Origin of the sequence: Anoxybacillus eryuanensis, from assembly GCF_051200995.1 — a bacterium.
In the GTDB taxonomy this organism is placed as follows: domain Bacteria; phylum Bacillota; class Bacilli; order Bacillales; family Anoxybacillaceae; genus Anoxybacillus; species Anoxybacillus tengchongensis.
In genome coordinates this window covers 13934-39231 of the sequence record NZ_JBPODS010000002.1, presented here as the reverse complement: position 1 = coordinate 39231, position 25298 = coordinate 13934, and the positions used below count along the sequence as shown (strand labels likewise).

The following is a 25298-nucleotide window of genomic DNA, read 5'->3' as shown; positions in this document are numbered from 1 at the left end:
GGGAGTAAACATGAAACGTGAATTTCTCGAAAGCTTAGGACTGGAGAAAGAAACGATTGATAAAATTATGGCCGAGCACGGGAAGTCGGTGGAAGCACAAAAAGCGAAAGTAGACGACCTGAAAGCTAGCCTGGAAGACGTCAAAAAACAACTAGAGCAACGCGACAATGATTTAAAACAATTGAAAAAGCAAGCCGAAGGAAATGAAGAGCTGCAAACGAAGCTTGCGGAATTAGAAAAGCAATATAAAGACGAGAAGGCGGCATATGAGGCGAAAATCAAGGAAACGCAACTCAACAGCGCGATTAAACTAGCAATCAACGGAAAAGTGCATGACACCGACTTGGTTGCGTCGCTTCTTGATAAAAATACAATCGAACTCGATGAACACGGCAATATCACAAAAGGACTGGAAGAGCAGTTAAAGGCGTTGCAAGAAACCAAGTCCTTTTTATTTGTGCCTGAAAACAGCAATCAACTAAAAATCACAGGTATCAAACCAGCTGAAGGCAGTCCGACTGGTGGCGATCCAGACGATCCGTTCTTAGCTGGATTTAATTCAATTTAATGTAGGAGGTAATGAACTATGCCAATTAACTATGCGGAGAAGTATGCACCATATGTAGATGAACGTTTTAAAAAGCAAGCTCTTTCGAATGGGGCAGTAAACCAAGACTTGGATTGGGTCGGAGTTGAAACGGTGAAAGTATTCTCGATTCCAACCGTTCCAATGCGTGATTACTCTTTAACAGGAATGAATCGATATGGCGTTCCTGAAGAGTTGCAAAACAGCGTACAAGAAATGAAAGTAAAGCGCGACCGCGCATTTACGTTCACGATCGATAATAAATCGAAACAAGATACAATGGGTGTCATGGAAGCAGGGAAGGCGCTCGCACGTCAAATTGACGAGGTAGTTGTCCCAGAAGTGGACATCTATCGTTTTGCGGTCATTTGCGCGAATGCTGGGACGACAGCGACAGCGCCAATTACAAAAGACAACGCCTATGAGGCGTTTTTAGATGCAACAACAACACTCACAGACTTAAAAGTGCCTCTTGTCGGGCGCGTGGCGTACATTGGAGCGAATTTTTACAAGCAAATTCGTTTGGATCCATCTTTTATCAAAGCATCTGATATTGCACAAGATGCATTAATGAAAGGGCAAGTCGGTCAAATTGATGGGATTCCGTTAATCACCGTTCCATCTTCGTATTTACCAGCGAATGTCGAATTTTTCATTACACATCCGATGGCAACAGTGGCGCCGATTAAATTGACTGACTACGTGACGCATGAAAACCCACCAGGCATTAACGGTACGCTTGTAGAAGGTCGTATTCGTTACGATGCGTTCGTATTCGAGAACAAAAAGAACGCCATTTACGTGCACAAAAATGCGTAAGGGGTGATGGGGCATGAAGAAATTTAAAAAAGGCGATGAAGTGTTAATCGCAACAAACGACGTACAAGAAGATGCCTTTAAAAATGCTGGATACGACGAAGTGACAGAAGAAGAAGCGAAAAAAGGAACGAAGAAAGCAACAGAAAAGGCAGCTGAATGACAATGGCGGTGCTTGATATTGTCAAAACTAAGCTGGACAATCCACCATCAGATGATCGCTTGGTTGTATACATTGATGAAGTAGGCCAAGCGATCAAAATGTTTTGTAATCGCGATGACATACCGGACGAACTGCGGTATGTCCATGCGAACATGGTGGTTGATCTCATTGGTCTGAAGCAAAAAAATGCCCCCAATGCTGAACCAGCTGTTCAATCCATCAAAGAAGGGGACGTGCAAGTCACGTTTACGGCTCATGAAAAGAGCCAAGGCGAAACAGAAGTAGATACCATTGTTCATTCATACAAGCATGCGTTATATAAATTTCGCAAAATGAGGTGGTAGCATGTGGGCACAGGACATCTTTCTCAAAGCCAAGCCTGCGGTCGAACGGCTGTATGATCGGACAGCTACCATCCAGCGATATGAGGCGTATCAGAAGCCAAACGGCGCCGATGGAATGCAATGGGTGACAAAGCATGAAAACGTGCCTTGTCGCCTTTCTACTGTCGGCATGCAGACGTTAAATAACGCATCGCAAGGTGACGTAAACACCATTCAGTATGATGTCAAAGTCTTGTTATCTAGCGACGTTGACGTACGCGCTGGCGATGTTTTTTTGATTGATAGCGTCAAATATGAATCGGCGAAAGAACCGTTTGTGTATGTCACCCACCAAGAAGTATTGCTTATTCGAAAGGGTTATGCATAATGGGCTATGAGTTTAGTGAAGTCCGATTGTTGAAACAGCAATTAGTAGAGTTGAATAAAATCGCTCATCAAGTGCAAATGAAGGTAGCCCAACGTATTGCGCAGTTGGCCATTCGGAAAGTGAAGAAGTTAACCCCAGTTGATACAGGGAACTTACGAAACAACTGGAAGTATTATGTGATGAGCAAGGGCGATACGATATATATTCACATTTACAATCAAGCTGAGTATGCGTCGTTTGTGGAAAATGGACATCGTATTGTGGTGGCTGGACAGACCGTCGGCTGGGTAGAAGGCCGGTTCATGTTGAAATTGACGATGAACGACATGCAAAAAATCGCTCCAAACATGTGGCAACGGGAGATGGAAAAGGAGATGAGGCGGATCTTTGGAGATTAAAACGCTCATCATTCAGCAAATCAAAGAGGTTTTCGGAAATGTCAAAGTATACGACGAAAAAGTCAAGCAGGGGCTTCAAACTCCTGCTTTTCTTGTACGTATGATTCAGTCTGAACAAGAGAGAAAGTTGAAAGGACAAGTGTGGCGGACGTATTCATGGAATGTTGTGTATTTTCCGCAATCAACAGAAGTGGATGGCGAATGCGACAACGTGTTTGAAACGTTTCAAACAGAATTTCAGTATATCGCCAACAAATATCATGTGTATCGATTAGAAGGAGTAAAGCAAGATGATGTGCTTATCATCACATTCGATGTGTCGGCACGACTACAAGAGGTGACGACCGAAACGAAGATGCAGATGTTAGGAGGTGTTTGGATTGGCCAAACAAATTGAAAAACAAATGCGGTATGGAAAATCGGCTTTCATTCGTGCACCAGAATACGCAAAAGACCGCCTATTGCTCGAAGTATTGCTGGATGATACAAAAACGTACACGAAAGAAGAAGTGGATTCATTGTTAAATGAATGGAAAGCGAAGGAGGTTCAATAATGGCAGGTGGGACATGGAAGACGCAAAACAAAGTTCGCCCTGGCGCGTATATCAATTTTGAAACGAACAGTTTAAACACGACGGTGCCTGACTCCAATGCAATCGTGGTGATTCCAGTTAAGTTAGACTGGGGAGAGACAAGAAAATTTGTGAAAGTTTCGCCGAACACGAAGTTTAAAGAAGTATTTGGCAAAGATTTAAGCGCAATCGTTCCGATCCGTGAAGCGTTTAAGGCGACAAGTCAAGTCGTTGTCTATAACTTAAACAGCGAAGGAACAAAAGCAACAGCAACGGGTGGTGGATTAACAGCGACAGCGAAATATGCGGGCGTGGACGGAAATAAAATTTCGGTTGTCGTTACAGCAAATTTAGACGGAACCGCGACAGTGAAGACATATTTTGACGGGGCGGTTGTCGATACGCAAACGGTAGCTGCCATTGCTGATTTACAGCCAAACGCTTTTGTGACGTTCAGTGGTCAATTGCCGACATCGGATGTGACACTAACGCTTGCTGGAGGAACAACAGGAACGGCAACAAACGATGCGTATGCTGAATTTGCGGCAGGATTGGATACGCAAGAATTTAAGGTTGTTGCAGTTGGTACGGACGATTCAACAGTGAAAGCATTGCTGGCGCTCAAAGTAAAAGAATGGCGTGCTAATTATGGTAAAAACGTAACATTAGTGACGAACAATTACAATACTGCGGATCATGAAGGTGTAGTATCTGTTTTAAATGGTGTCACGCTTGAAGGAGGCGAGAAATTAACGGATAAAGACGCACTGTATTGGTATGCCGCAGCATATGCAAGTGCTGGCACAAGTTCATTGACCTATGCCGAGTATCCGGGCGCGATTGATTGCGAGCGGAAAACGCATGAAGAAATTGAACAAGCGTTAAAAGATGGCCACATCATCTATACGTTCAATCGTGATGCTGTTGTTGTGGAGCAAGATATTAACACGTTCCGTTCGTTCACACCAAAAAAAAACCAAGACTTTCGTAAAAACAAAATTATTCGTGAAATGGATATTGTTTCGAACAATACGCAGTATACCTATTCCAAATATTTTATTGGAAAAGTGAACAACAACGAGGACGGACGAAACTTGTTCAAAAAAGAAGTGATGAAAACCGTGTTAGATCCTCTCGTGCGAGTCGGCGCTTTAGAGCCCTACAATCCGGATGAAATTGTCGTTCAGCAAGGCGATGAGAAAGATGCGGTACTTGTGAACATGGGTCTGAAATTTGTTGACGCCATGGAAAAACTCTACATGACAGTGGCGTGCAAGTAATAAACGGAGGTGATCAATATGCCAAGTGTGATGGAATCTAAAGACGCGATTTCTTCAAAAGAAGGAACGCTATACATTACGATTGACGGAAATTCTTATGAATTTGCGGAAATTATTAAATTCGATGCGACGATTGAATATATCAAAGCTGACGTGAAACGCGTAGGCGCTCGTATGAACGGAAGTAAAATTGTCGGGGCGAACGGAAAAGGAAACATGACATATTACTATCATCGCCCAGAAATTCGTGCCATGGCATTAGAATACTTGCGGACAGGGAAAGCGCCGATTTTCGATGCAATGCTCGTTAATGCCGATATTACGAGCGCAGCTGGCAAGCAGACGGCGATTATCAAAAATATCGTACCAGACAGCACGCTTGTTGCTAAACTAGATGGCGATTCCGACGATGTGTTAAAAGATGAAGTGTCGTTTACGTTCGATGATTTTGATTTGCTAGACCAATTCAAAACGATTAGTTAAGGAGGAGCCATATGAGTAAGTTTAAGGCGTTTTTAAAGGGGAATGTGAAACAATACGAAAATGTGGAATTGAAATTGGAGCGTTTTGACGAACCACTTGTATTGCGTCCGTTGACCGCAGGTGAAGCTGATGCAATCAACGAACGTTGTTTCAAGTTCCGTCCAGGAAAAGGCGGCAAAATGGAACGTGTTTTCGATGTCGTGAGATACAACCGAGAAATTTGTGTGGCATCGATTGTGTACCCTGACTTGAATGATCGTGAGTTGCAAGAGTCTTACGGTGTGTTAGGCGCGGACAAGCTGTTTGCCGAAATGTTCCTTTTGGGCGAAGCCAACCAAATTCTTGAGAAGGTCACAGAAATTTCAGGACTCGATAAGACGATGGATGAAGAGGTAGAAGAGGCAAAAAACTAATTGAAGAAGGTGGAGAGGCATTTTACGCGCATATCGCTCTCCACCGTTTTCATTGGCGACCTCGTGAATTTTTGGAAATGGAACGAAGAGAAAAGGCGTTTGTTATCGCGAGCATTCAGATCGAACTGAAGAAAGAGAAAGAAGAACATGACCGTATAAAAAGTAAGATGAGGGGGTGAGCGAATGGCTGGGGTTCAAACAACGTTGGCGTTAAATGACAAATTGACAGGACCACTCATGAAAATGATTCGTGCGATGGATACGACCATTCGCGTCATGGAAAAGATGGATTCGACCGCAACTCGATTAGATACCAAAGGATTAGCGAAAGCGCGAAAAGCGATTACGAACGCATCGGCCGATTTGGAACGATTAATGTTGGCTTCTAAACAGGCGGATAGCTCTTTAACGCCACTCGGCTCCAAATTTGCCAACTTACCTCCGCCAGTCAATCGGGCGACGAGTGCGGTGAAAGAGTTTTTCGGCGCATTTTTATTATCCACAGCAGCTTTTGCTGCGTTGCAAGGAATTCAAACAGGAATACAGTCATTTGTTCAAGCCTCGGACACTTATGTTTCGACATCTGCACGTTTAGCTAATATCAATGACGGTTTACAAACACAGACGCAATTGCAAGAAAAGATTTACCAGGCTGCCCAGCGTAGTCGAAGTGGTTATACGGATATGGCGAACTCGGTCGCAAAATTAGGATTGCTGGCGGAAGATGCTTTCAAAAATAATGATGAAATGATTCGGTTTTCTGAGTTGATGGGTAAAGCGTTCACCGTATCAGGTGCGTCCACTTTTGAACGGCAAGCCGGTATGTATCAGCTCACTCAAGCGATGGCGGCAGGAAAATTGCAAGGTGATGAATTCCGTTCCATTATGGAAAATGCGCCGATGCTTGCACAGGCAATCGCTGATTTTACAGGGAAAACAAAAGGTGAACTAAAAGAAATGTCGGCAGAAGGAACGATTACAGCTGACATTATTAAAGCTGCTCTGTTCAAAGCAGCAGACGACATCGAAAAGAAATTCAAAAACATGCCGTTAACATTCGGTGACGCGATGACTATGTTTAAAAACTGGTCACTTCGCGCGTTTGAACCGTTGTTGATTCGATTTAACCAGTTTGTCAACTCCGATGCGTTCGCCACAATGGCGGAACATGCGATGTTTTTTGTCAAAGTTTTTATTGCAGGAATGGATCTCGCCTTTGACACGTTGGAGTTTTTCTATCGAATGGTCGGAGCTGTAGGACGTTTTTTCGAGGAAAATTGGTCATGGATTGCGCCAATTTTAACTGTAATTAGCTCTGTTTTAGCTGGGATTGGCGCGATTTTGCTTGGTGTTGCGGCGAAATGGTTGGTAGTGCAAACAGCTACCCTTATGGCGGCGGCTGCAAAATGGGTATATGATGCGGCTATGCTTAGTTCCCCAGCCACGTGGGTGTTGTTGGGTATTATTGCGCTGCTTGCTTTGGTCATTTATGCGACGGTAAATTGGGCAGACCAAACGGCTACAGTAGTTGGGGTTATCACGGGTTTATTCGCAAGTTTAGGAGCGTTCATTTGGAATATTGTCACAAATATTTGGAATGCGTTTGCGATGGTTGCTGAATTTATTATGAACGTCTTTTTCAACCCCGTCTATGCGGTGAAAAAGCTATTTTACGACATGACAAAAATGGTCGTAGACAATATGGCTGCTCTTGCTGGTTCATTTGAGACAGCTGCAAACTTTTTAGCAAAAGTATTTGTTAAAGGAGCAAATATCGCCATTGGCGCGGTTAATGGTTTAATCAAAGCCCTAAACATGATACCGGGTGTGAACATTAACACGATTGAGAAGTTAAGCGCTGGTTCGGTAGGTAGTATATCCAATGGGCTTAAAAACTTTGCAGCAAACCTTAAACCACCAACAAGTAGCGAATTTATGGTCAATATTCCGAGAATGAAAATGTTGAATATTCCACAAGCGTTCGCGGCGGGGAATGCAGCAGGGATGAAATTTAGCAAGAACATGTCGGAGAAGCTTTCTGGAATAATGGAAAAAGCAAAAGCGTTAGTTCCTAATGGCAAAACAGAAAATCCATTCAAACAATCTTTAGGAAGCCAACTAGCAAATAGCCCAGGAATGAAAAATCCTCTAGCAAGTGGAAAAGACGACAAAAATCCGACGGGTGGTAAGTTGGATAAGGTCGGGAAAATTGATGATGAAATCAACATCGCTGAAGAAGATTTGCAAGTATTTAGAGAACTAGCAACGATTAAGTCGATTCAGAATTTCATCACATTAACGCCGACTGTACAAGTCAAGACGGGCGATATTCGAAATAACGTCGATGTTGACCAGCTCGTTCGTCGTTTCGAAGAAAGCATGATAAATGAAATCGCACGTTCAGCAGAAGGGGTGTATGCGTGATGGAACGTGCTATTTATTTTCATGTAAACGATAATGAAATGTTTCGTCTGCCGATTAACCCTGAAAAAGTGAGTGTGAGAACAGAAGGGGACGGGGAGGAGTTTACGATCGCAAAACTTGGGCGTGTAAACGTACCGAAAGATAAAAAGTTGTCAGGCTTCTCCCTCGAATCCTTTTTTCCTGCACAACCTACTCATTATTCGGTAACGGTGTTTAAGGAACCGAAATACTACATTGACTTGCTGGAAAAATGGATGACCGGTAAACAGCCAGTCCGATATATCTATGTCAACGGCTCGTTTACAATCAATGAACTAGTGACGATTGAGCGCTTTGAATATGACGAATCGTTTGGTAGTGAGGACGTTAATTTTTCGCTTGAGTTGAAAATGTATGTGCCGTTTGGTCCGAAAAAGATGCAGGTAGTCAAAAAACAAGCGGCATCTTCTGTTCAAGTCTTGAAGAAAAACGCACCAACTCGCCCGAATACAAAGCCAAAACCGACGACGTACACGTTAAAAGCGGGCGATAATCTTTGGAAAGTAGCCAAACTTTATACAGGTAACGGCAATCGATATCCTGAGTTACAGAGGTTAAATGGAATTAAAGACAGTCAGTTGCGGAAGTTACCAATCGGTTTGGTATTAAAAATTCCTACAGATTGGGTGAAATGATGGAAGTGTTGATCGATAATCGAGACGGTACAATATGGGAGATGCCTGTTTCGAGTGTACAATGGAAAACAAGTCGAATCGGAAAGGCTGGGACGTTGGACGCAAAGTTAATTCTTGAACAACCAACAAAATTCCCTATCAATAGTGGAGCGATTATCCGTGTAACTGATGGGCAACACAAAATTTTTTACGGATATGTGTTTGAAACAGGATTTAATACGAGTAGTGAATTTCACATAAAGGCATATGACCAATTGCGATATCTCATGTACAATGACACGTTTGTGTTTTCTGCTACTACTGCCACGGCCGGTATAAAGAAAATTGCTACGGATGCAGGTTTGAAAACCGGAACGTTTGAAGAAACAGGGTACAAAGTTCCAGCAATGGTCGAAGACAACAAAAAAGCACTTGACGTGGTAGCGAAATTCTTAGATTCAACATTGATAGCGACGAACAGAAACTATGTGCTGTTCGATAACTTCGGAAAATTAGAATTGCGAAATATCAATAACATGGCTATTCGAGCAGACGACTTCTACATTGGGGAAGAGAGTCTGCTTTTTGATTTTGATTACAAAAAATCAATTGACGAAGAAACATATAATCGCGTCAAAATCGTACAAGACAACAAAAAAACAGGGAAACGTGAAGTCTATATTGCCCAAGACAGCGCGAACATTGCGAAATGGGGACGATTACAAGAGTTTCGCAAAGTTGATGAAAAGATGACGGCCGCGCAAATTAAAGACTTGTTGGACAAGTTAATTAAGTTGCGTAACCGTGAAACGAAATCATTGAAACTCAACTGTCTTGGACATTGGAAAGTGCGCGCAGGTTGTTTTGTTTTTGTATTCATTGAAAAAATCGGTGTTAGACAATATTTTCTCGTCGATGAGTGCACGCACAACTGGGAAGGCGGCGTGCATACGATGACGTTAGACCTGAAGGTGATCTAATTATGAATTTAATAGACTTGATTAAGAGTGTTGCAGTAAAAGCTGTAGAAGCAACAAATCCCGTCCATGTTTTGTTTGGTACAGTCGTGTCAGAAAAACCTCTTGAAGTGCAAATACATCAGAAATTGAAGCTCACGGAGGAATTTTTAATTATTACAGAGCGTGTCACTCGATATGAAGTAAACTTAGAACATAATCACGGCGGAGGAACAAAAGCATTAAGCGGAATGTTAACAGATACGCCGATTCGAACTGGATTGAAAAAAGGCGATAAAGTTGTCCTATTAAGAGTACAAGGTGGTCAACAATTTGTTGTTTTAGACAAGGTGGTGAAATGATGGTACTCCCTTCTGAAAACATCGCAATCGAAGAAGCAGAAGTGATGGAACCATCGGCGATTCCGTCAAAAACGTATCGCCTTGATTTTGAAAATGGCCAATGCGGTGGAATGATTGATGGAGTAGAGGCGATTAAGCAGTCCATTTTTAAAATGCTGAGCACAGAGCGCTTTAAATATTTGATTTATAGCGACAATTACGGCTTTGAAAACTTGATCGGAAAAGAACGACTATTCGTTCAAGCAGAATTGCCGCGGAGAATCAAAGAAGCTGTATTGCAGGATGAGCGAGTGACAGATGTAGATGTGACGGTGCAATTTTCTGGCGACTCAGCTGTCGCAAAAATCGTGTGTTACACCGTTTACGGAAAAGTGGAACTAACGAAAGAGGTGAACGGTGTTGTTTGAAAATCAAACGTTTGAAACGATTTTAAGGCGTATGCTTGACCGCATACCAGACGATATGGACAAAAGAGAAGGGTCAATCATTTATGATGCTTTAGCACCGGTGGCAATAGAGTTTGCACAAGCATACATGGAATTAGACACAATTTTGCGACTTACTTTTAGTGAAACATCGAGCGGCGAATATCTAGAACGAATTGCAACCAACTTTGGTGTATATAGAAAAAAAGCAACAAAATCTGTTCGAAAAGGCGTGTTTACAGACGAAAATAATTTGCCGTTTAATGTTCCGATTGGCAGTCAGTTTAGATTCAATAATACAACTTACGTGGTTATTGAGAAAATTTCTGATGGTCAATTTCGCATACAAGCAGAGACTCCGGGAAGCGAAACAAATAAGGAATTTGGGAATTTACTTCCGGTTGAGCCGATTGAAGGTCTTGGGACGGCAGTGTTAGCAGATGTTCTAATCCCTGGCGAAGATGAAGAAAATGATGATTCGTTAAGGCAACGTTATTTCGAACGAATCTCCATGCCATCATCAAGTGGCAATGATGCTGATTATATCCGTTGGGCCAAGGAAGTGAATGGTATTGGTTACGTTCGTGTATTTCGACGCTGGAATGGACCGGGAACGGTTCGTGTAGTTGTTATTACGGACAAAAAGAAGTCACCAAGTCCACAGATGATTGAAAAAGCGAGAGAAAATATTGAGGCTAAACGACCGGTATTAGCGGATATTACAGTCGATGGGGCAAGAGAAATTAGCATCGACATCGATGTAAAAGTAACGTTGAACGGGAATGGTGACGCAGAAACAGCCTTACAACAAATCAAAAACTCCATTAACGACTATTTACTAAACGTGGCCTTTTTCGAACAGATTGTTCGCTACGCCAAAGTCGGTGAGGCCATTTTAAATGCTGAGTATGTTTTGGACTACGAAAATCTAAAAATAAACGGTGGTACTGGAAACATTCAGATTAATGGCGACGAAATTGCTGTTCTTGGCCGAGTGACATTATTGTAGGAGGGGTTTTTATGAGTGCTATTTCAAACTATTTAGAAAACGCGTTAATCAATGCGGTTTTGCGAAACACACCATACACATCGCCATCAGCTGTGTATTTGGCGCTATATACTAGCGATCCGACAGACGCCAACACAGGCACAGAGGTCACTGGCGGATCGTATCAACGTCAGCAAATCACATTCAGCGCTCCAAGCGATGGAATGGTATCGAACAGCAATGAAATCCTGTTCCCGGTCGCGACGGCCAACTGGGGGACAGTGACGCATATCGGCATTTTAGATGCCGCAACCGGAGGCAATTTGCTTTTTTATGGAGCCGTCACAACACCAAAAACGATCAGCACGAACGACCAGCTTAAAATTAATGCCGGCGACATCTCGATCACACTCGCCTAGTAGGAGTGTGAGACATGTCTTTATACAACATTCAGTCAAACGTAACGGGAAGAGGGACGATCCAAGCTAAAGTTATAACCGTAAAACGGACTGGAACGAGCATTCTAGGAGTCGGTAATGTGACTACTAGGTCGTTCTCTAGAATTTTTCAGACAAAGGCAAACATAACTTCAAGTGGAACTGTCACAACACGAGAATTTATCAAACGATCGCTTATCCGTCTCTCCGCACAGGGGATCGGACGAGTCATTATCAATGCGGAAACGTGGAAATTTAAAGGAATTAAGGCTCAAATGCGAGGAGAATCGGAGCTAGAGTTTTACTATTGCGATCGGGACATATATAAAGACCTTGCATCATATGTGCCCACGTATTATGAAGGAATCAAACAAATGAAAGCTCTTCGACAGGCACTAGCTCCTGAATTCACTAGACTTCAAGCGATTATTCAGGATATTTTTCGTCAATTTGTTGTCAATGAGGCAACATGGGGTCTGGATTATTGGGATCGACGCTCGAGCGATGAACTGATCGAAAAACGACGTAAACGGATAATGGATATACTCGCGAGTAAAACGTTTCGCAATGAGCGGATTAGGGAGTTAGTGGGATATGAATGTGAAATAGCAGAAAGATTCAATGATTTTATAGTGGATATTATAATCACTGAAATTCGCGGGAAACCAAGGGATATTGAAAGAATCATTGAAAAATTAGATATGTATTTTCCATCACATACTGATTTCGAGTTAAATTTCAGCTATACACCGTGGAAAGAATATGAAGATGCATATTTCTACTGGGGAGAACTCGACGAAAAATACACTTGGGGAGAAATAGAGATAGCATGGCCAGCTCCCCCAGTTTATACATGGAGTGACGTTGATGCAATGACGTTTTTACAAATCGAATCATATCCATTCATTTTGATAGATTCGAATATAAAACGCAATAAGCCAGAAATTCAATAAAGCAGTATTTGGTTTTCTTGAATTTGAGAAAGGGGAGTAACAAAATGGCGAGTTACAAAACACCGAACATTGGTCTAAACAAATGGGCGGAAACGGACTATTTCAAACGTATCGAAGTCAATGAAAATTTTGATAAAATTGATGATCAGTTCAGTAAGGTTAACGATAAAATTGGAATTTTATCAAATAGAATAGACAGAAACGAAAAGTTTTTTATACCTAGACATTCTTATATTTACAATGCATTAAAATCAGGAACTATTATTAAAGGCGTAGTAATAGGAGATAGCAACGGGGCTGGCGCAGGTGCTTCCTCATACGCTGAAAACTGGATATGGAAGTTAACTAAAAAAATCAGAACATTTGCGAACATCGGTACAAATAACGATTTTGCGATAAGAACCTATGCGGTGGGTTCGCAAAATATTAGACAATCTATTCCTTTCGTAGCCTATACCATGAATGGTAAAAGAACATACAGAATGAAAATGAAAGAAAAATATCCTTATTTAATTATCATGACAGGATTAAATGATTCATCAGGCAATCCAGTTCCGTTAGATGAATTTGAATGGTTATACCGTTTAACCGTTAGAACAGCAATTGAAAAAGGGATTGATGTTTTTTGTTGTACTGAAACATGCGGTGTCGATATGACTACAGGTTTGATGAAAGAAAGTGCTGAATCGTTATACGCTCCTTATCGAGATGTGATTATTCAAATCGCGGAACAGGAAGGGGCTTCTTTAGTAGATATTAACCTTAAATTCAGAAGATTATACGAGCAAGGTATCGACATCAGACAATATTTTGCGGATGGTACACACTTGAATGACAGTGGACAAGAAATCGTCGCAGACTTAATTTATCAATGTATTACAACCACTTCGATTGGTGGTGCTAGAAAAATAAATCCAAACGAACAGCAAAAATATAAATACGTACCAACTGTATTATTGGATTACGACTATTCGTCAAATGCTTCATATGTTACAGACATCACCTTATCGAACGGTGGATTGCGTGATATTAATGATAAAGCAAACTTTATAAAGATAAGCAGCGGCGGATATGTTGATTTCAACTTACCGTCATTTCCGTGGTATGCTATTTTAGTTACAGTAGTAATGAAAGCAAGTACAGGAATTTTAACCGTGCAATCAAGAATTGGTCTAAACTTGAATGGAGGGGGAAACGTAGTAATCCCTAACCATTTAAATGTGAACGCCGAAACAACTTTAATCTTTTATGCCGGAAGTCAATCGTCAGAAATTCGAAACGGAATACGTTTATTAGCAAATAATGGTGATGTATATATTAGTGGCATCACTGTTTTATCTCACACCTTGATTTGTGAACACACACCTAAACCTGTTCCAACATCTCTCACAGGGACTTGGACGAATTACAACTACAGCCCTACTTATCAACAAATATTATCATCCAAAAATGTTGGGGATAAATTAACGTTTAGATGGTACGGTACAGCAATAGAATTTGGTATGATATTTTCCCCGCAATCAGGACAAGTAAAAATCACAACAGATGGAGATAGTATCACACGCGATTTGTATAGTACAGGTATATTAGAAGTGTACAATAGTAACCAAAAAACATATCCTTTAGGTTGGCACACAACAGAAATAGAAGTTTTAACAAAAAATGCAGCATCATCCGATAACTATGTAGGTGTTACAAATGTAAAAATTTATTCATGTAAAAACAATGACAACACAATCGTTGCTAGAGCTAATAACGGTGTGAAAATATATGCAGACATCATAGACCCTAAATTTGTAGCAGGAACGTTGGATTATACAATAGTGGATAACGTTATTACAGTTACAAACGATTCTGTATTAGAAGTAAAACCTAAATAAACACTTTAATCGCGGAGAATATTTCACTATAAAATGACGCTTTCACCGAAAAATAAATAAAGCGGTGATGATGATTTAAAAGAATTATTTGTCAAAGTGACAAAGTCAGGTGAAAAACAAGTTGTTAGCAAGTCTTCATTTGATTACTGGTGCGTGAAAATGAGCCGACTTCTTAGTGAGCGTGAAAATAAACAAATTCATATCAATCCACATTGTTTTCGACATAGCCGATTAGAAAATCTAAATAGACAAGGCGTCCCGATTGAAAAGTTAAAATCTCTTGCTAATCATTCTGATATTTCAACCACAGCTTCTTATCTAGCAGACCGTAGCGAAGACGACATAGCGGATATATTCGGTATGGATCCAGCGTTCTTCAAAACATCCGTTGTGAGGGAGGTGATTAGTTACTATTAGGAACGTCTACTTAAATAATGTTAATGCAGACAGTGAGGTAGTTCACTGTCTTTTTGTATTCTTTCCGGAAAGGTTGTGAGTGGATGGAACAACGCATTCAAAAATTGGAGGCAGACATGGTGGATGTAAAAACACGCTTAGCAGTCGCAGAGTCAAACATCAAAGATATGCGTGAAGATATTTCGGCCATCAAAAACAACACAACTTGGATTTTACGTTTAATTGTTGGTGGTATTGTAGGAGCTTTATTAACTTTCATGTTTCGAGGAGGAATGCAATAATGGAAGCTATTCTTTCAGTTGAATTTACCGCGTATGTAGCGCTGGCAGTTTTACTTTATGCAATTCGTGAAGCAACAAACATTCCTAATCGCTATATCCCGATTGTTGCAGTTGTACTCGGCGTTGTTTTCTCTGTTTTCGAGAACAACACTTTTTCTTTTGAGGTTTTAATTGCAGGCATCAAATATGCACTTTACGGAATCGGTTCTGTAGCAGCCATCAAATATGCATTTGAAAAAGGAGAGGAACGTAAATGAAAAAAATCAAGTGGGATAAAGGACACGGCGGAAGTGACCCAGGGGCAGTAGCGAATGGGCTGAAAGAGAAAGATTTGACACACCGAATTGTTGAATACGCAATGGATTACCTCGAAGCGAATTACACGGGTTTTGAACAACGAACGACACGCGCAGGTGATCAAACACTGACGTTGTCCCAACGTGCCGACATGGCTAATAAATGGGGCGCGGACGTATTTATCAGCGTGCATATTAACGCTGGTAAGGGCACGGGCTTTGAAATCTATGTACATCCTAATGCATCGCCACAGTCAGTCGCGTTGCAAAATGTGTTGCACGGCGAGATTCTATCAGCGATACAACAATTTGAAAACATCACAGACCGTGGAAAGAAGCGAGCGAACTATGCAGTACTTCGAGAAACAAAAATGCCTGCCGTGTTGACCGAAAACTTGTTCATCGACAGCAACGATGCTAAGCTATTGAAAAATGAAGCGTTTCTCAAAGCCGTAGGAGAAGCGCACGCACGAGGTGTTGCTAAATTTTTAGGATTGCCGCAAAAAGCAAAACCACAACCACAGACACAACAAAAGCCGCAACAAAAAGCGTCTAACCAAAAACTCTACCGCGTGCAAGTTGGGTCATTCAGTGACAGAAAAAACGCGGAACGGCTTGCGGCGGAGTTGAAAAAGAAAGGATACCCAGCAATTATTGTGTAGTCCCTGCCGTTTGGCAGGGCTTTTTTTATTTTTGTGGAATTGATTATTGGGAGGTGATACCATGTTTGAAATTGTGGGAAGATTGCGGTGTCCCATTTGTTCGGAGCCGGTTCAGCTGGGCGAAAAGGTGTTCCTCGACATCATCAACACCGTCATCCACCAGAAATGCTACTACAAATCTCCGCAGCGCAAGCTCCCAATCAAAGATGAAGGTTCATTCCAGAAAATGCTCCTGAAATATCCGTTTTTTTCAATGAAGAGGACGAGAATGATTGTATGTGAAAATCCCCTCTCGTTAGAGAAGGGATTCACAAAGCGGTTTCGTTTTCTTTGATAACATTTTTATATTGTTCAAAGGTGGATCATGCCACCTTGTTTTTATTGTTTCTTTTGTTGTCTTTCGGTGTAGCAATGGCGATGAATTTATTCGGCCATGGCATTGCGCTATCAGGTGATTTTATTATTCAGGGGGCACCGAAATTAACAGCAGATGCGGCCGGTATTCCTGTATCTGAGGTCATCTCAGCAAGCATTCCGCTCGTCTTTGTTATGGGTATTGTCACTGTTACAACCGCCTTTTTCTTATTGCGTCGCGACATGAAAAAAGGCAACATTCCACAAGGTGAAGCGGTTTCGATCGAGGCTAGTGAAGTACAGTCTCACTTATTAACGAAACGGATGAAAGTAATCTTTGCATTTCTTATTCCGCTCTTATTTGGGTTAGACGTTGTAGCTATGTATTATTTCCAATTGCAAGGCGGAGATGCAACCGCATTAATTGGAGGAACAGCGATTTTTATTTTATCTCTTTTGTCGATAGTTGCATACAAAAAGAGCAGTTTAGAACAAATTACAGACTTATTCATTCAAGGATTTCAATTCGGTTTTAAAGTGTTCGGTCCGGTCATTCCAATTGCAGCGTTCTTTTATTTAGGAGATTCCGGATTCCAAGCGATTATTGGAGAATTTTTACCAAAACAGTCGCATGGCATTGTCAATGATTTAGGTGTTGCCTTATCTAGTGTTGTTCCATTAAGTAAAGAAGTAGGAGCAGTTACGTTAGCAGGAGTAGGGGCAATTACTGGATTGGACGGTTCAGGGTTTTCAGGGATTTCGCTCGTCGGTTCTATTGCGAATTTGTTCGCAACCGGAATTGGCACGGGCTTAGCCACGTTAACAGCACTCGGTCAAATTACTGCGATTTGGGTTGGCGGAGGAACGTTAGTACCTTGGGCCCTCATTCCAGCAGCTGCGATTTGTGGTGTTAGCCCTTTTGAGTTAGCAAGACGAAATGTTGTGCCAGTTGTTACAGGATTAATTGTAACGACCATTGTCGCCATGTTTCTCATTTAATTGTAGGAGTGTCTCCAACGGGGCACTCTTTTTATATGTTATGAAAAGTAACATAAAAATAAAAAATTTTCGAAAAACTGTTGCATTTCCATTTCTTTATGTAATATATTATAACCATAAATGTTATAAAAAATAACATAAGGGAGAGATAAGAATGAATGAGGCACAGTTGAGTTTTGCACTTGATTCACTTTGGGTCATGTTAGGGGCGATTTTAGTCATTGGAATGCAAGTCGGATTTGCTTTGTTAGAAGCAGGTTCAACGCGAATGAAAAATGCTGGCCATGTCGCTGGAAAGCAAATATTAAGTTTTGCGATCGCTTCGCTTGCATTTTGGGCTGTAGGTTTTGCTATTACATTTGGAAAAGGAAATGGATTTATTGGAACAGAAGGATGGTTTTTAAAAGAAGGAAAAGAGACGTTTTCTTCGCTTTCGTGGGCAAATGTGCCACTTGAACTGAAATTTTTATTCCAACTTGCTTTTGTCGGTGTCTCTTTAGCGATTGCGTGGGGAGGATTCGCTGAGCGTGCAAAACTATCGGTTTACTTTATTTTCGGAACGATTTTTACGATCGCTATTTACCCAGTCATCGGTCATTGGGTATGGGGAGGTGGATGGCTTGGAGAAATGGGCATGCAAGATTTCGCAGGATCGACGGTCGTTCATTTACAAGGTGCAATTGCAGCGCTCATTGCAACGATGTTATTAGGCCCGAGAATTGGAAAGTTTAATAAAGACGGGACACCAAATTACATCCCGGGACATAATCAAGTATATACAGTCATTGGTGGTTTCGTATTGTGGGTTGGTTGGTTTGGATTTAATGCAGGAAGTACGATGGGGACAGCAGATGGATTTTTTGGTTATGTAGCGTTGACGACAAATATTGCAGCAGCTGCTGGAGCAATTGCTTCTATTTTGACAGCAAAATGGCTCGTTGGAAAAGCGGATATTCCAGCGATGGTTAATGGCGTATTAGCGGCTCTTGTTGCGATTACAGCAGCATGCGCATTTGTCGAACCGTGGGCAGCTGCAGTCATTGGTGCCGTTGCCGGATCATTTACATTTTGGACGTCTGTATATTTTGAACGAAAAGGTATTGATGATCCAATTTACGCATTTTCTGTTCATGGTATAGCGGGCATTGTTGGTACGATTTCAACAGGCTTTTTCGCTTCACCGCGTTTAGTGGAAATTACAGGAATAGGAAAACCAGGGTTGTTTTATGGAGGAGGGGTTGATCAGCTTATCGTTCAAACGATCGGTGTTTTAGGTGCAGCGGTGTACGTGGCGATTGTTTCGTTTATTGTTTTATATACTTTAAAAAAGACGATTGGTTTACGGGTGACGCCTGAACAAGAAATTTCCGGACTTGATATTAGTGAGCATGGTTCGTACGGATATCCAGAACAATTAGATCCAGCTTATCAACAAACGACAACAGTTGTTCCATCTCGTTCGTCATGAAGATGGTGATGTTATGAATGATTTTGAAACAATCATCGTTCGGGCGGAACAATGTAACGATATGTCAGAACTTAAGCAACTTCACGATGAAGTTGCTTTTCTCCTCTCTTCTTTTTCAATTTCTTTTTCCCGTATATTCGAAGTATACGATGCGCTTTGTATGTGCCATGATACGCTCATGAAACAAGCGTTGTTGTTAGCTGAACGAGAAGTTGATCGAAAGGGGATTGGCAAAAAACCTTCTTCTTTTTGTTGGTTTGTGATGGGGAGTAGCGGAAGGAAGGAGCCGACCGTTTGGACAGATCAAGATAACGGAGTGATTTTTTCATGTTTGCGCAGTGAAAAAGAAGATTGTTATGTATATATGCGTGAGTACGCACGCATAGGTGTTCTTTTTTTAAATGAAATCGGCTATCCATATTGTACAGGGTATGTGATGGCGACAAATAAAAGATGGCTAAAAGAAACGGATGATTGGGGAGAGCAAATCGACAAATATGTACAAAATGAGCATATAGATGATATTCGTTATTTGTCTATGTTGGTTGATATGCGTCCGATTTATGGCGAGTATTCATTAGTTATCCAACTGAAAGAAACGTTATATAAAAAAATAGCAACAACTTTTTCTTTGCGTAACCGAATGATTGATAGCATTCGTATTCCTTTTGTTCCTATCGGTCCTTTTGGTCGCGTGTACGTAGAACGTTGGGGAGAAAACAGTGGAATGATTGATATAAAACAAGGAGGATATGTTCAGCTCAATCATATGTTAAAATGGGTTGCTGTTCAAAAACAATTTATTGATGCGCATTCAACATTTGAGCGATTAACACGTTGGTATGATGAAAATGGTTGTTCACAACGGTTATTTGAACGGATAGAAGAAGCGCTTCAAACGTTTTTGTATTTTCGTTTACGTTGTTCGGTAAAAGGGAACAATTTGGTCGTTCGTCATTTGTCGAAAGAAGAAAAACAACGATTAAAAAGAGCGTTGACAGTAGCCAAAAAAGTGCAACGTTATGCAAGGAAGTGGGTGTGATTAATGGAACGGCCGTTTCAATGGATCAGCCGCATATTATCGCTTGGTCTTCGATATGATCAAGCAACAGCGGTCGGCCCAACTTTTCAACAAGAGGCGTGGATTCGAAAAATGATGAAAGAAGCAAAGAAACATACGTATTCACTTGAAACGCCACTTTCTGACGTGATGTTTATTTTATTAGATACAGAGACGACAGGTTTTTCTCCGCAAAGAGGAGATGAAATTTTCTCGCTTGCTGCTTTAAAAACAAAAAAGGGCGAATCGCTTGATTTATATTGTTCCGAATTCCGACCAAAACGCTGTATTCCAGAACATGTTGTTGCGCTTACAGGGATAACGAATGACGATGTCGCATGCGCTCCGTTACTAGAAGAGGAGATTCATCATATCCTTTCTTTTTTGAACCACAGCATTTTACTCGGCTATCATATTCAGCATGATGTCGCATTTTTAAATGAATTTTTATCACGCAACTATCGTACAGTTTTACAACAAACAGCAATAGAAATGAGAAAAATTATGGAATGCATATATCACGATTCATTTCCAACGCTTGATGATGCTCTTTCATTTTATCAACTCTCCCCGATTGACCGTCATACAGCAAAAGGGGATGTCATGAGTTTATTTGAAATTTGGAAGCGAGTTTTTACGGAGTTGCAACGGTTGCAAATTGATACGTTGCATGACTTATATGCGTTACTTAGTCAGCGTTCGTAAACGAATGTTGACTTTTTTTACGAAAAATTATACAATTTCATTAACTTACATGAACATATATTCATATATTGAAAGAGGGAGATCGCATGGAACAGCAATATGAGCAGTTAGATGAAGAAACGCTTTTCATCGTATCGCAAACGTTTAAAGCGTTAAGTGATCCGACGCGCATTTGTATTTTACATTTACTTTCATCTGGCGAGTTTTCAGTAACTGAAATTGCGAATCGGCTATCACTTTTACAATCAACTGTATCTCATCAACTCCGATTTTTGAAAAACTTACGTCTAGTTAAATATCGGAGGGAAGGAACGACGTTATATTATTCGCATGATGATGAGCATGTATTGCACATTCTCGAGCAAACAATTCGTCATGCGCGCGACCATTAGGGGGGAATAAAGTGAAAGAATATCGAGTCAAAGGATTAACGTGTGCCAATTGTGCGCGAGCATTAGAAGAACAAATTCAATCACTTCCGTATGGCGAAGGAGCAACGTTGAACTATAATAGCGGAAAATTACGTGTACATGAACGAATCGATTTAGAAAAAGTACGGACGATTTTAGCAACTGATGGAGCATATATAGCAGATGATGAGCAGGCGCCAAAAAAACGAAACCCGCTCCTCTATTTTGTAGGTGCTTCTATTTTTCTATTTTTGACGGCACTCGTGCTCGAGCGTTTGGGCATAGATGGTGCGAGCATTGTTATTTATATGACTGCGATAGCACTTAGTGGATATAAAACATTTGTTAAAGGGTTGAAAAATATCATTCGTTTTCGTTTCAATATGGATACGTTAATGACGATTGCTTTGATCGGGGCGTTTGGAATCGGTGAGTGGAAAGAAGCGACTGTCGTTGCCATTTTATTCGGTATTAACGAATATTTAGAAGGACTAGGTATGGAACGAGCGCGTCGCTCGCTTGACATGTTACTGAAACAAGCGCCTAAAGAAGCGCTTCTTATATCAAACGGACAAATGCATGTCGTTCCCATTGAGTCGTTACAAGTTGGCGATGTAGTGCTTGTTCGCCCTGGTGAAAAAATTCCATCAGATGGTGTTGTTATTGAAGGAAAAAGCTCCGTCAATGAGGCGGCGATCACAGGCGAAGCAATGCCTATTGAAAAGGAAAAAGGAATGAGTGTGTACGGTGGAAGTGTGAATAATGAAGGGATGTTACATGTTCAAATTACAAAACAATATAAAGACAGCTCTTTGTCAAAAATTTTACATCTCGTGCAAGAAGCGCAAGAGACAAAAACACCGCTTGAATTATTCATTCATCGTTTTGCGAAATATTATACTCCTTTCATTATGATTGTTTCGTTATTCGTCATGATCGTTCCACCGTTATGGTTTGAAGCATCTTGGCATGATGCATTATATCAAGGGTTAGCCGTTCTAATTGTTGGATGTCCTTGTGCGCTTATTTTATCTTCACCGATTGCTTTGTTAGCGGGTATGACGCGGAACGCGAGAAAAGGAGTGTTAGTGAAAGGCGGCGTTCATTTAGAAACACTTGGACGTGTACGTACGATTGCTTTTGATAAAACAGGAACGATTACAAAAGGAAAGCCGCACGTAACAGATGTTATTGCATACATCGATGAAAATAAACTGCTTTACATCGCCGCATCGTTAGAAAGTGTATCTTCCCATCCACTTGCACAAGCCATTGTCCAAAAAGCGAAACAACATCACATAGCATATAAACAACCAGAGCAGATGGCAACACGAACAGGGAGTGGTATGGAAGGAAAAGTCGATGGAAAATGGTATCGTATCGGAAATGAAAGAATGTTTGATCACCAACTGTTCACCGACCAAATTCAAAAAGATGCCGAAAAGTTAAAATGCGAAGGACGTACGATTGTTTTTGTAGCAGATGAACAACGTATACTTGGTTTATTCGGTATCGCTGATGAAATACGAGAAGAGAGCAAAAAGGTCATTCAACAACTACATCGTATTGGTATCCGGCGCACGGTTATGTTAACAGGAGATCACAAAAAAACGGCTGAACAAGTTGCTAAACAAGTTGGAGTGACACATACATTCGCGCAACTTCTTCCAGAACAAAAAGTAGAAAAAATAAAAGAGTTAATGAAAAATGATACGGTAGCGATGGTAGGAGACGGAATGAATGATGCCCCTGCGCTTGCTCATGCGCATCTTGGTATCGCTATGGGAAAAGGGACAGATAGTGCGATTGAAACAGCTGATATTGTGCTTATGCAAGACCATCTTGGAAAATTGCCGGAAGCTATCGTAATTGCTCGGCGAGTAAATCGTACCATTCGTTTAAACATCGCCATTGCGCTTTCGTTAAAAGCAACAGCGCTACTATTAACTATTCCAGGTTGGTTAACGTTATGGATCGCCATTTTATCCGATATGGGGGCAACGATTTTCGTTAGCATACTTAGCTTATTCATTTTATGGGAAAAGCGCACGATCTAACGTCGTGCGCTTTCCTAAAAAAGGATATTATTCAGAAATATTAGAAACGTTGTTGATTTTTTCACCGTTTTTAGTGAAAATGAAGATAGAACTTTAACGACAAAGAGGATGAAATAGAATGAGGCAAGCAATCGCTGTTATGGCTCCAGATGGAAAAATTTTAGGAGCGGACGAACATTTTTTTCGTCATTTTTATCATCTTCATGTGAATCGAGGGCTGCTAAAAAAGTTTATTTATGATGCAGAACATGGTCGCATGATTTCGTATGAAATCTTAAAGGAAGAAAATGAACAAAAAAATGTATATGTACAAGCAACGGCTTTATGTAACAATGAGGGGGTGCTACAAGCCATTGTTGTGACATACCAGCATGAACCTTTTATTGATATGCGTCTGACGTCTTCTCTTTCTTCAATGGCGTCTGAATTTACATTTATTTTATCATCAGATGGAGAAATTACGTACGTTTCGCCAAGCGCCCAACATGTGCTGAAATGTAAAGAAGAAGTTTGCAATCACGAACTATTTTCTTTTGTCCATCATGATGATATCCCTATTTTGATGGAAAAGTTACATATGATTTACGCCACAAAAGAGAAGGAAACAACCGTTGAATGTCGTTGGCGAACACGTGAAGGGCACTTTATATGGATTTATATGCATGCTCAACCATTGCTAAATGAAAAAAATGAGATTGAACATGTGATTGTTGTTGCGAAAGATATTACGAAATGGAAATGTTGCGAGGAAGCACTTGCAAAATTGAAAAATTTCGATTCGTTAACGGATATTCCTAATCGCTTTTATTTTGAAACGTATGTGGAACATATGATTCAACAAAAGAAACCATTTGCCTTATGTTATATTGATTTTGACAAAATTAAGTGGATTAACGATCGTTTTTCGTATCAAGCAGGGGATTTCTTTCTGCAAGAAGCTGTTCGTCGCATTCAGCAACATTTGCAACAGGAAGACTTTTTTGCTCGTATCGGTGGCGATGAGTTTGTCATCGTGTTACATGACGTGAACAAAGAGACAATTGTTACACGCATGGAGCATTTACTTCAATCGTTTGTAGAGCCATTTCGATATAAAAAACATGTCATCCAATCAGGCCTTTCTATTGGAGTGACGTTCTTTCCACAGGACGGTACGGATTTAGACACGTTGTTGAAGCAAGCCGATCAAGCGCTTTGTTATGCAAAGGAACGAGGAAAAGGATACCATTTTTATCATCCACAGCAAAATCGAAAAACGATGATTGAACAAGAATTGCCGCTCGCATTATTGAACAATCAGTTTTATTTATGCTACCAACCAAAAGTGTCGCTAGATAACAAAGCCATTATGGGAGTTGAGGCGCTCATGCGTTGGACACATCCGACGCTTGGAGCGATCTCACCATTAGAGTTTATCTCAATCGCAGAGAAAAACGGATTCATTTTTGAAATTACAACATGGGTGTTAAAAGAAGCGTGTCGACAAGTAAAACAATGGCAAACCCATTTTCCAACACTAAAGCTCGCAGTGAATTTATCACCATTTTTACTAAATCGAAAAGAATTTGTGACGCATGTGAAAAATATTTTGCAAGAAACACAGTTTCCACCGAACTATTTAATTTTAGAGATAACCGAAAGTGGGTTAATGGAAAATATCGAAACAGGAAAACATATTTTAACAGAGTTAAAACAGATCGGTATTCAAGTTGCGATTGACGATTTTGGTACCGGCTTTTCATCGCTTGCTTATATTCGTAATTTGCCTGTTTCGTTATTGAAAATCGACCGCTCGTTTATTCGTGACATCACGGATAATTCGAAAGATGCAACGATCGTCGATACAATTATCCACTTAGCAAAAAGCTTAGATTTACAAGTACTTGCCGAAGGGGTGGAACGTGACGAACAAGTATCTTTATTACAAAAAATGGACTGCGATTTCGCCCAAGGGTTTTACTTTAGTCAGTCGTTAGAAGCAGAAAAGTTGTTGCAATGGCTCGAACAACATAATCAATCGAAAGAGGCGCTTCATTAGCGTCTCTTTTCACGTTTTGTTCACATATATTTTCTTTTTTCTTCACAAATT

30 protein-coding genes and 2 pseudogenes are annotated in these 25298 nt (G+C 40.8%); all 32 read left to right on the top strand.

Translation table 11 applies throughout. The features are described 5' to 3' along the window. Nucleotides 1-10: 10 nt before the first annotated feature. The 32 genes and pseudogenes from HNQ84_RS02650 (at nt 11) to HNQ84_RS02495 (ending at nt 25247) form a co-directional block, all read left to right on the top strand. On the top strand, nt 11-568 hold the full coding sequence (locus tag HNQ84_RS02650; protein WP_435621058.1) for a phage scaffolding protein: 558 nt from the start codon (nt 11-13) through the stop codon (nt 566-568). 18 nt (nt 569-586) lie between these two features. Next, the gene (locus HNQ84_RS02645) at nt 587-1405 is read left to right on the top strand and encodes a N4-gp56 family major capsid protein (RefSeq protein ID WP_183247983.1); all 819 of its coding nucleotides are present in this window, start codon (nt 587-589) and stop codon (nt 1403-1405) included. Between the two features lie 13 nt (nt 1406-1418). Then, nucleotides 1419-1565, top strand: a complete 147-nt coding sequence (locus tag HNQ84_RS02640; RefSeq protein WP_183247981.1) for a hypothetical protein — start codon at nt 1419-1421, stop codon at nt 1563-1565. Beyond that, nucleotides 1562-1909, top strand: a complete 348-nt coding sequence (locus HNQ84_RS02635) for a head-tail connector protein (RefSeq protein ID WP_246348917.1) — start codon at nt 1562-1564, stop codon at nt 1907-1909. The genes HNQ84_RS02640 and HNQ84_RS02635 overlap by 4 nt, the downstream gene beginning before the upstream one ends. Before the next feature lies 1 nt (nt 1910). Then, nucleotides 1911-2276 carry a hypothetical protein gene (locus HNQ84_RS02630; RefSeq protein ID WP_183247979.1) on the top strand — a complete coding sequence of 122 codons (366 nt, stop codon included), beginning with the start codon at nt 1911-1913 and terminating at the stop codon, nt 2274-2276. Then, a complete protein-coding gene (locus tag HNQ84_RS02625) occupies nt 2276-2674 on the top strand; it encodes an HK97 gp10 family phage protein (RefSeq protein WP_033020556.1) in 399 nt (132 codons plus the stop codon). The genes HNQ84_RS02630 and HNQ84_RS02625 overlap by 1 nt, the downstream gene beginning before the upstream one ends. Beyond that, nucleotides 2664-3071, top strand: coding sequence for a phage tail terminator family protein (locus HNQ84_RS02620; RefSeq protein WP_435621057.1), 408 nt, complete (start codon nt 2664-2666; stop codon nt 3069-3071). The genes HNQ84_RS02625 and HNQ84_RS02620 overlap by 11 nt, the downstream gene beginning before the upstream one ends. After that, a complete protein-coding gene (locus HNQ84_RS02615; RefSeq protein ID WP_435621056.1) occupies nt 3055-3228 on the top strand; it encodes a hypothetical protein in 174 nt (57 codons plus the stop codon). The genes HNQ84_RS02620 and HNQ84_RS02615 overlap by 17 nt, the downstream gene beginning before the upstream one ends. Further along, nucleotides 3228-4526 (top strand): phage tail sheath C-terminal domain-containing protein, encoded by a 1299-nt coding sequence (locus HNQ84_RS02610; RefSeq protein WP_435621055.1) that lies wholly within the window; start codon nt 3228-3230, stop codon nt 4524-4526. The genes HNQ84_RS02615 and HNQ84_RS02610 overlap by 1 nt, the downstream gene beginning before the upstream one ends. Nucleotides 4527-4544: 18 nt before the next feature. Beyond that, on the top strand, nt 4545-5009 hold the full coding sequence (locus HNQ84_RS02605) for a phage tail tube protein (RefSeq protein ID WP_435621054.1): 465 nt from the start codon (nt 4545-4547) through the stop codon (nt 5007-5009). 11 nt (nt 5010-5020) lie between these two features. Beyond that, nucleotides 5021-5422, top strand: coding sequence for a phage tail assembly chaperone (locus tag HNQ84_RS02600; RefSeq protein WP_171699950.1), 402 nt, complete (start codon nt 5021-5023; stop codon nt 5420-5422). Nucleotides 5423-5605: 183 nt separating this feature from the next. Further along, nucleotides 5606-7846: a tape measure protein gene (locus HNQ84_RS02595; RefSeq protein ID WP_435621053.1), complete on the top strand. Its 2241-nt coding sequence runs from the start codon at nt 5606-5608 to the stop codon at nt 7844-7846. After that, a complete protein-coding gene (locus tag HNQ84_RS02590) occupies nt 7846-8520 on the top strand; it encodes a LysM peptidoglycan-binding domain-containing protein (RefSeq protein WP_435621052.1) in 675 nt (224 codons plus the stop codon). The genes HNQ84_RS02595 and HNQ84_RS02590 overlap by 1 nt, the downstream gene beginning before the upstream one ends. Beyond that, nucleotides 8520-9479: an XkdQ/YqbQ family protein gene (locus HNQ84_RS02585; protein ID WP_435621051.1), complete on the top strand. Its 960-nt coding sequence runs from the start codon at nt 8520-8522 to the stop codon at nt 9477-9479. Before HNQ84_RS02590 ends, HNQ84_RS02585 begins: the two co-directional genes overlap by 1 nt. Before the next feature lie 2 nt (nt 9480-9481). Then, nucleotides 9482-9817 carry a DUF2577 domain-containing protein gene (locus HNQ84_RS02580; RefSeq protein WP_183247963.1) on the top strand — a complete coding sequence of 112 codons (336 nt, stop codon included), beginning with the start codon at nt 9482-9484 and terminating at the stop codon, nt 9815-9817. Continuing rightward, on the top strand, nt 9817-10224 hold the full coding sequence (locus HNQ84_RS02575; RefSeq protein ID WP_435621050.1) for a DUF2634 domain-containing protein: 408 nt from the start codon (nt 9817-9819) through the stop codon (nt 10222-10224). The genes HNQ84_RS02580 and HNQ84_RS02575 overlap by 1 nt, the downstream gene beginning before the upstream one ends. Beyond that, nucleotides 10217-11251: a baseplate J/gp47 family protein gene (locus tag HNQ84_RS02570; RefSeq protein ID WP_435621049.1), complete on the top strand. Its 1035-nt coding sequence runs from the start codon at nt 10217-10219 to the stop codon at nt 11249-11251. The genes HNQ84_RS02575 and HNQ84_RS02570 overlap by 8 nt, the downstream gene beginning before the upstream one ends. Nucleotides 11252-11262: 11 nt before the next feature. Further along, nucleotides 11263-11649, top strand: a complete 387-nt coding sequence (locus tag HNQ84_RS02565) for a phage tail fiber protein (protein ID WP_183247956.1) — start codon at nt 11263-11265, stop codon at nt 11647-11649. 14 nt (nt 11650-11663) lie between these two features. Next, the gene (locus HNQ84_RS02560; RefSeq protein WP_435621048.1) at nt 11664-12620 is read left to right on the top strand and encodes a putative phage tail protein; all 957 of its coding nucleotides are present in this window, start codon (nt 11664-11666) and stop codon (nt 12618-12620) included. Between the two features lie 44 nt (nt 12621-12664). Then, the gene (locus tag HNQ84_RS02555) at nt 12665-14500 is read left to right on the top strand and encodes an SGNH/GDSL hydrolase family protein (protein ID WP_435621047.1); all 1836 of its coding nucleotides are present in this window, start codon (nt 12665-12667) and stop codon (nt 14498-14500) included. Nucleotides 14501-14563: 63 nt separating this feature from the next. Beyond that, nucleotides 14564-14917 (top strand): annotated as a pseudogene (locus HNQ84_RS02550) (site-specific integrase); the annotation flags it as partial. An 83-nt stretch (nt 14918-15000) separates the two neighbouring features. Next, on the top strand, nt 15001-15198 hold the full coding sequence (locus HNQ84_RS02545) for a hemolysin XhlA family protein (protein WP_004890228.1): 198 nt from the start codon (nt 15001-15003) through the stop codon (nt 15196-15198). Next, on the top strand, nt 15198-15455 hold the full coding sequence (locus HNQ84_RS02540; protein ID WP_435621046.1) for a phage holin family protein: 258 nt from the start codon (nt 15198-15200) through the stop codon (nt 15453-15455). Before HNQ84_RS02545 ends, HNQ84_RS02540 begins: the two co-directional genes overlap by 1 nt. After that, nucleotides 15452-16156 carry an N-acetylmuramoyl-L-alanine amidase gene (locus HNQ84_RS02535; protein ID WP_183247946.1) on the top strand — a complete coding sequence of 235 codons (705 nt, stop codon included), beginning with the start codon at nt 15452-15454 and terminating at the stop codon, nt 16154-16156. Before HNQ84_RS02540 ends, HNQ84_RS02535 begins: the two co-directional genes overlap by 4 nt. 61 nt (nt 16157-16217) lie before the next feature. Then, nucleotides 16218-16490, top strand: coding sequence for a hypothetical protein (locus HNQ84_RS02530; RefSeq protein ID WP_246348914.1), 273 nt, complete (start codon nt 16218-16220; stop codon nt 16488-16490). 56 nt (nt 16491-16546) lie between these two features. After that, nucleotides 16547-17509: pseudogene (locus HNQ84_RS02525) on the top strand (hypothetical protein); the annotation flags it as partial. 154 nt (nt 17510-17663) lie between these two features. Further along, on the top strand, nt 17664-18977 hold the full coding sequence (locus HNQ84_RS02520; RefSeq protein ID WP_435621045.1) for an ammonium transporter: 1314 nt from the start codon (nt 17664-17666) through the stop codon (nt 18975-18977). Nucleotides 18978-18990: 13 nt separating this feature from the next. Further along, nucleotides 18991-20019 carry a DUF294 nucleotidyltransferase-like domain-containing protein gene (locus tag HNQ84_RS02515; RefSeq protein WP_435621044.1) on the top strand — a complete coding sequence of 343 codons (1029 nt, stop codon included), beginning with the start codon at nt 18991-18993 and terminating at the stop codon, nt 20017-20019. 3 nt (nt 20020-20022) lie between these two features. Continuing rightward, complete coding sequence (locus tag HNQ84_RS02510) at nt 20023-20742, top strand: exonuclease domain-containing protein (protein WP_435621043.1); 720 nt, start codon at nt 20023-20025, stop codon at nt 20740-20742. An 86-nt stretch (nt 20743-20828) separates the two neighbouring features. Further along, nucleotides 20829-21134 (top strand): ArsR/SmtB family transcription factor, encoded by a 306-nt coding sequence (locus tag HNQ84_RS02505; protein ID WP_435621042.1) that lies wholly within the window; start codon nt 20829-20831, stop codon nt 21132-21134. Between the two features lie 11 nt (nt 21135-21145). Beyond that, the gene (locus tag HNQ84_RS02500; protein WP_435621041.1) at nt 21146-23209 is read left to right on the top strand and encodes a heavy metal translocating P-type ATPase; all 2064 of its coding nucleotides are present in this window, start codon (nt 21146-21148) and stop codon (nt 23207-23209) included. Between the two features lie 118 nt (nt 23210-23327). After that, nucleotides 23328-25247, top strand: a complete 1920-nt coding sequence (locus HNQ84_RS02495) for a sensor domain-containing protein (RefSeq protein ID WP_435621040.1) — start codon at nt 23328-23330, stop codon at nt 25245-25247. Nucleotides 25248-25298: the final 51 nt, after the last annotated feature.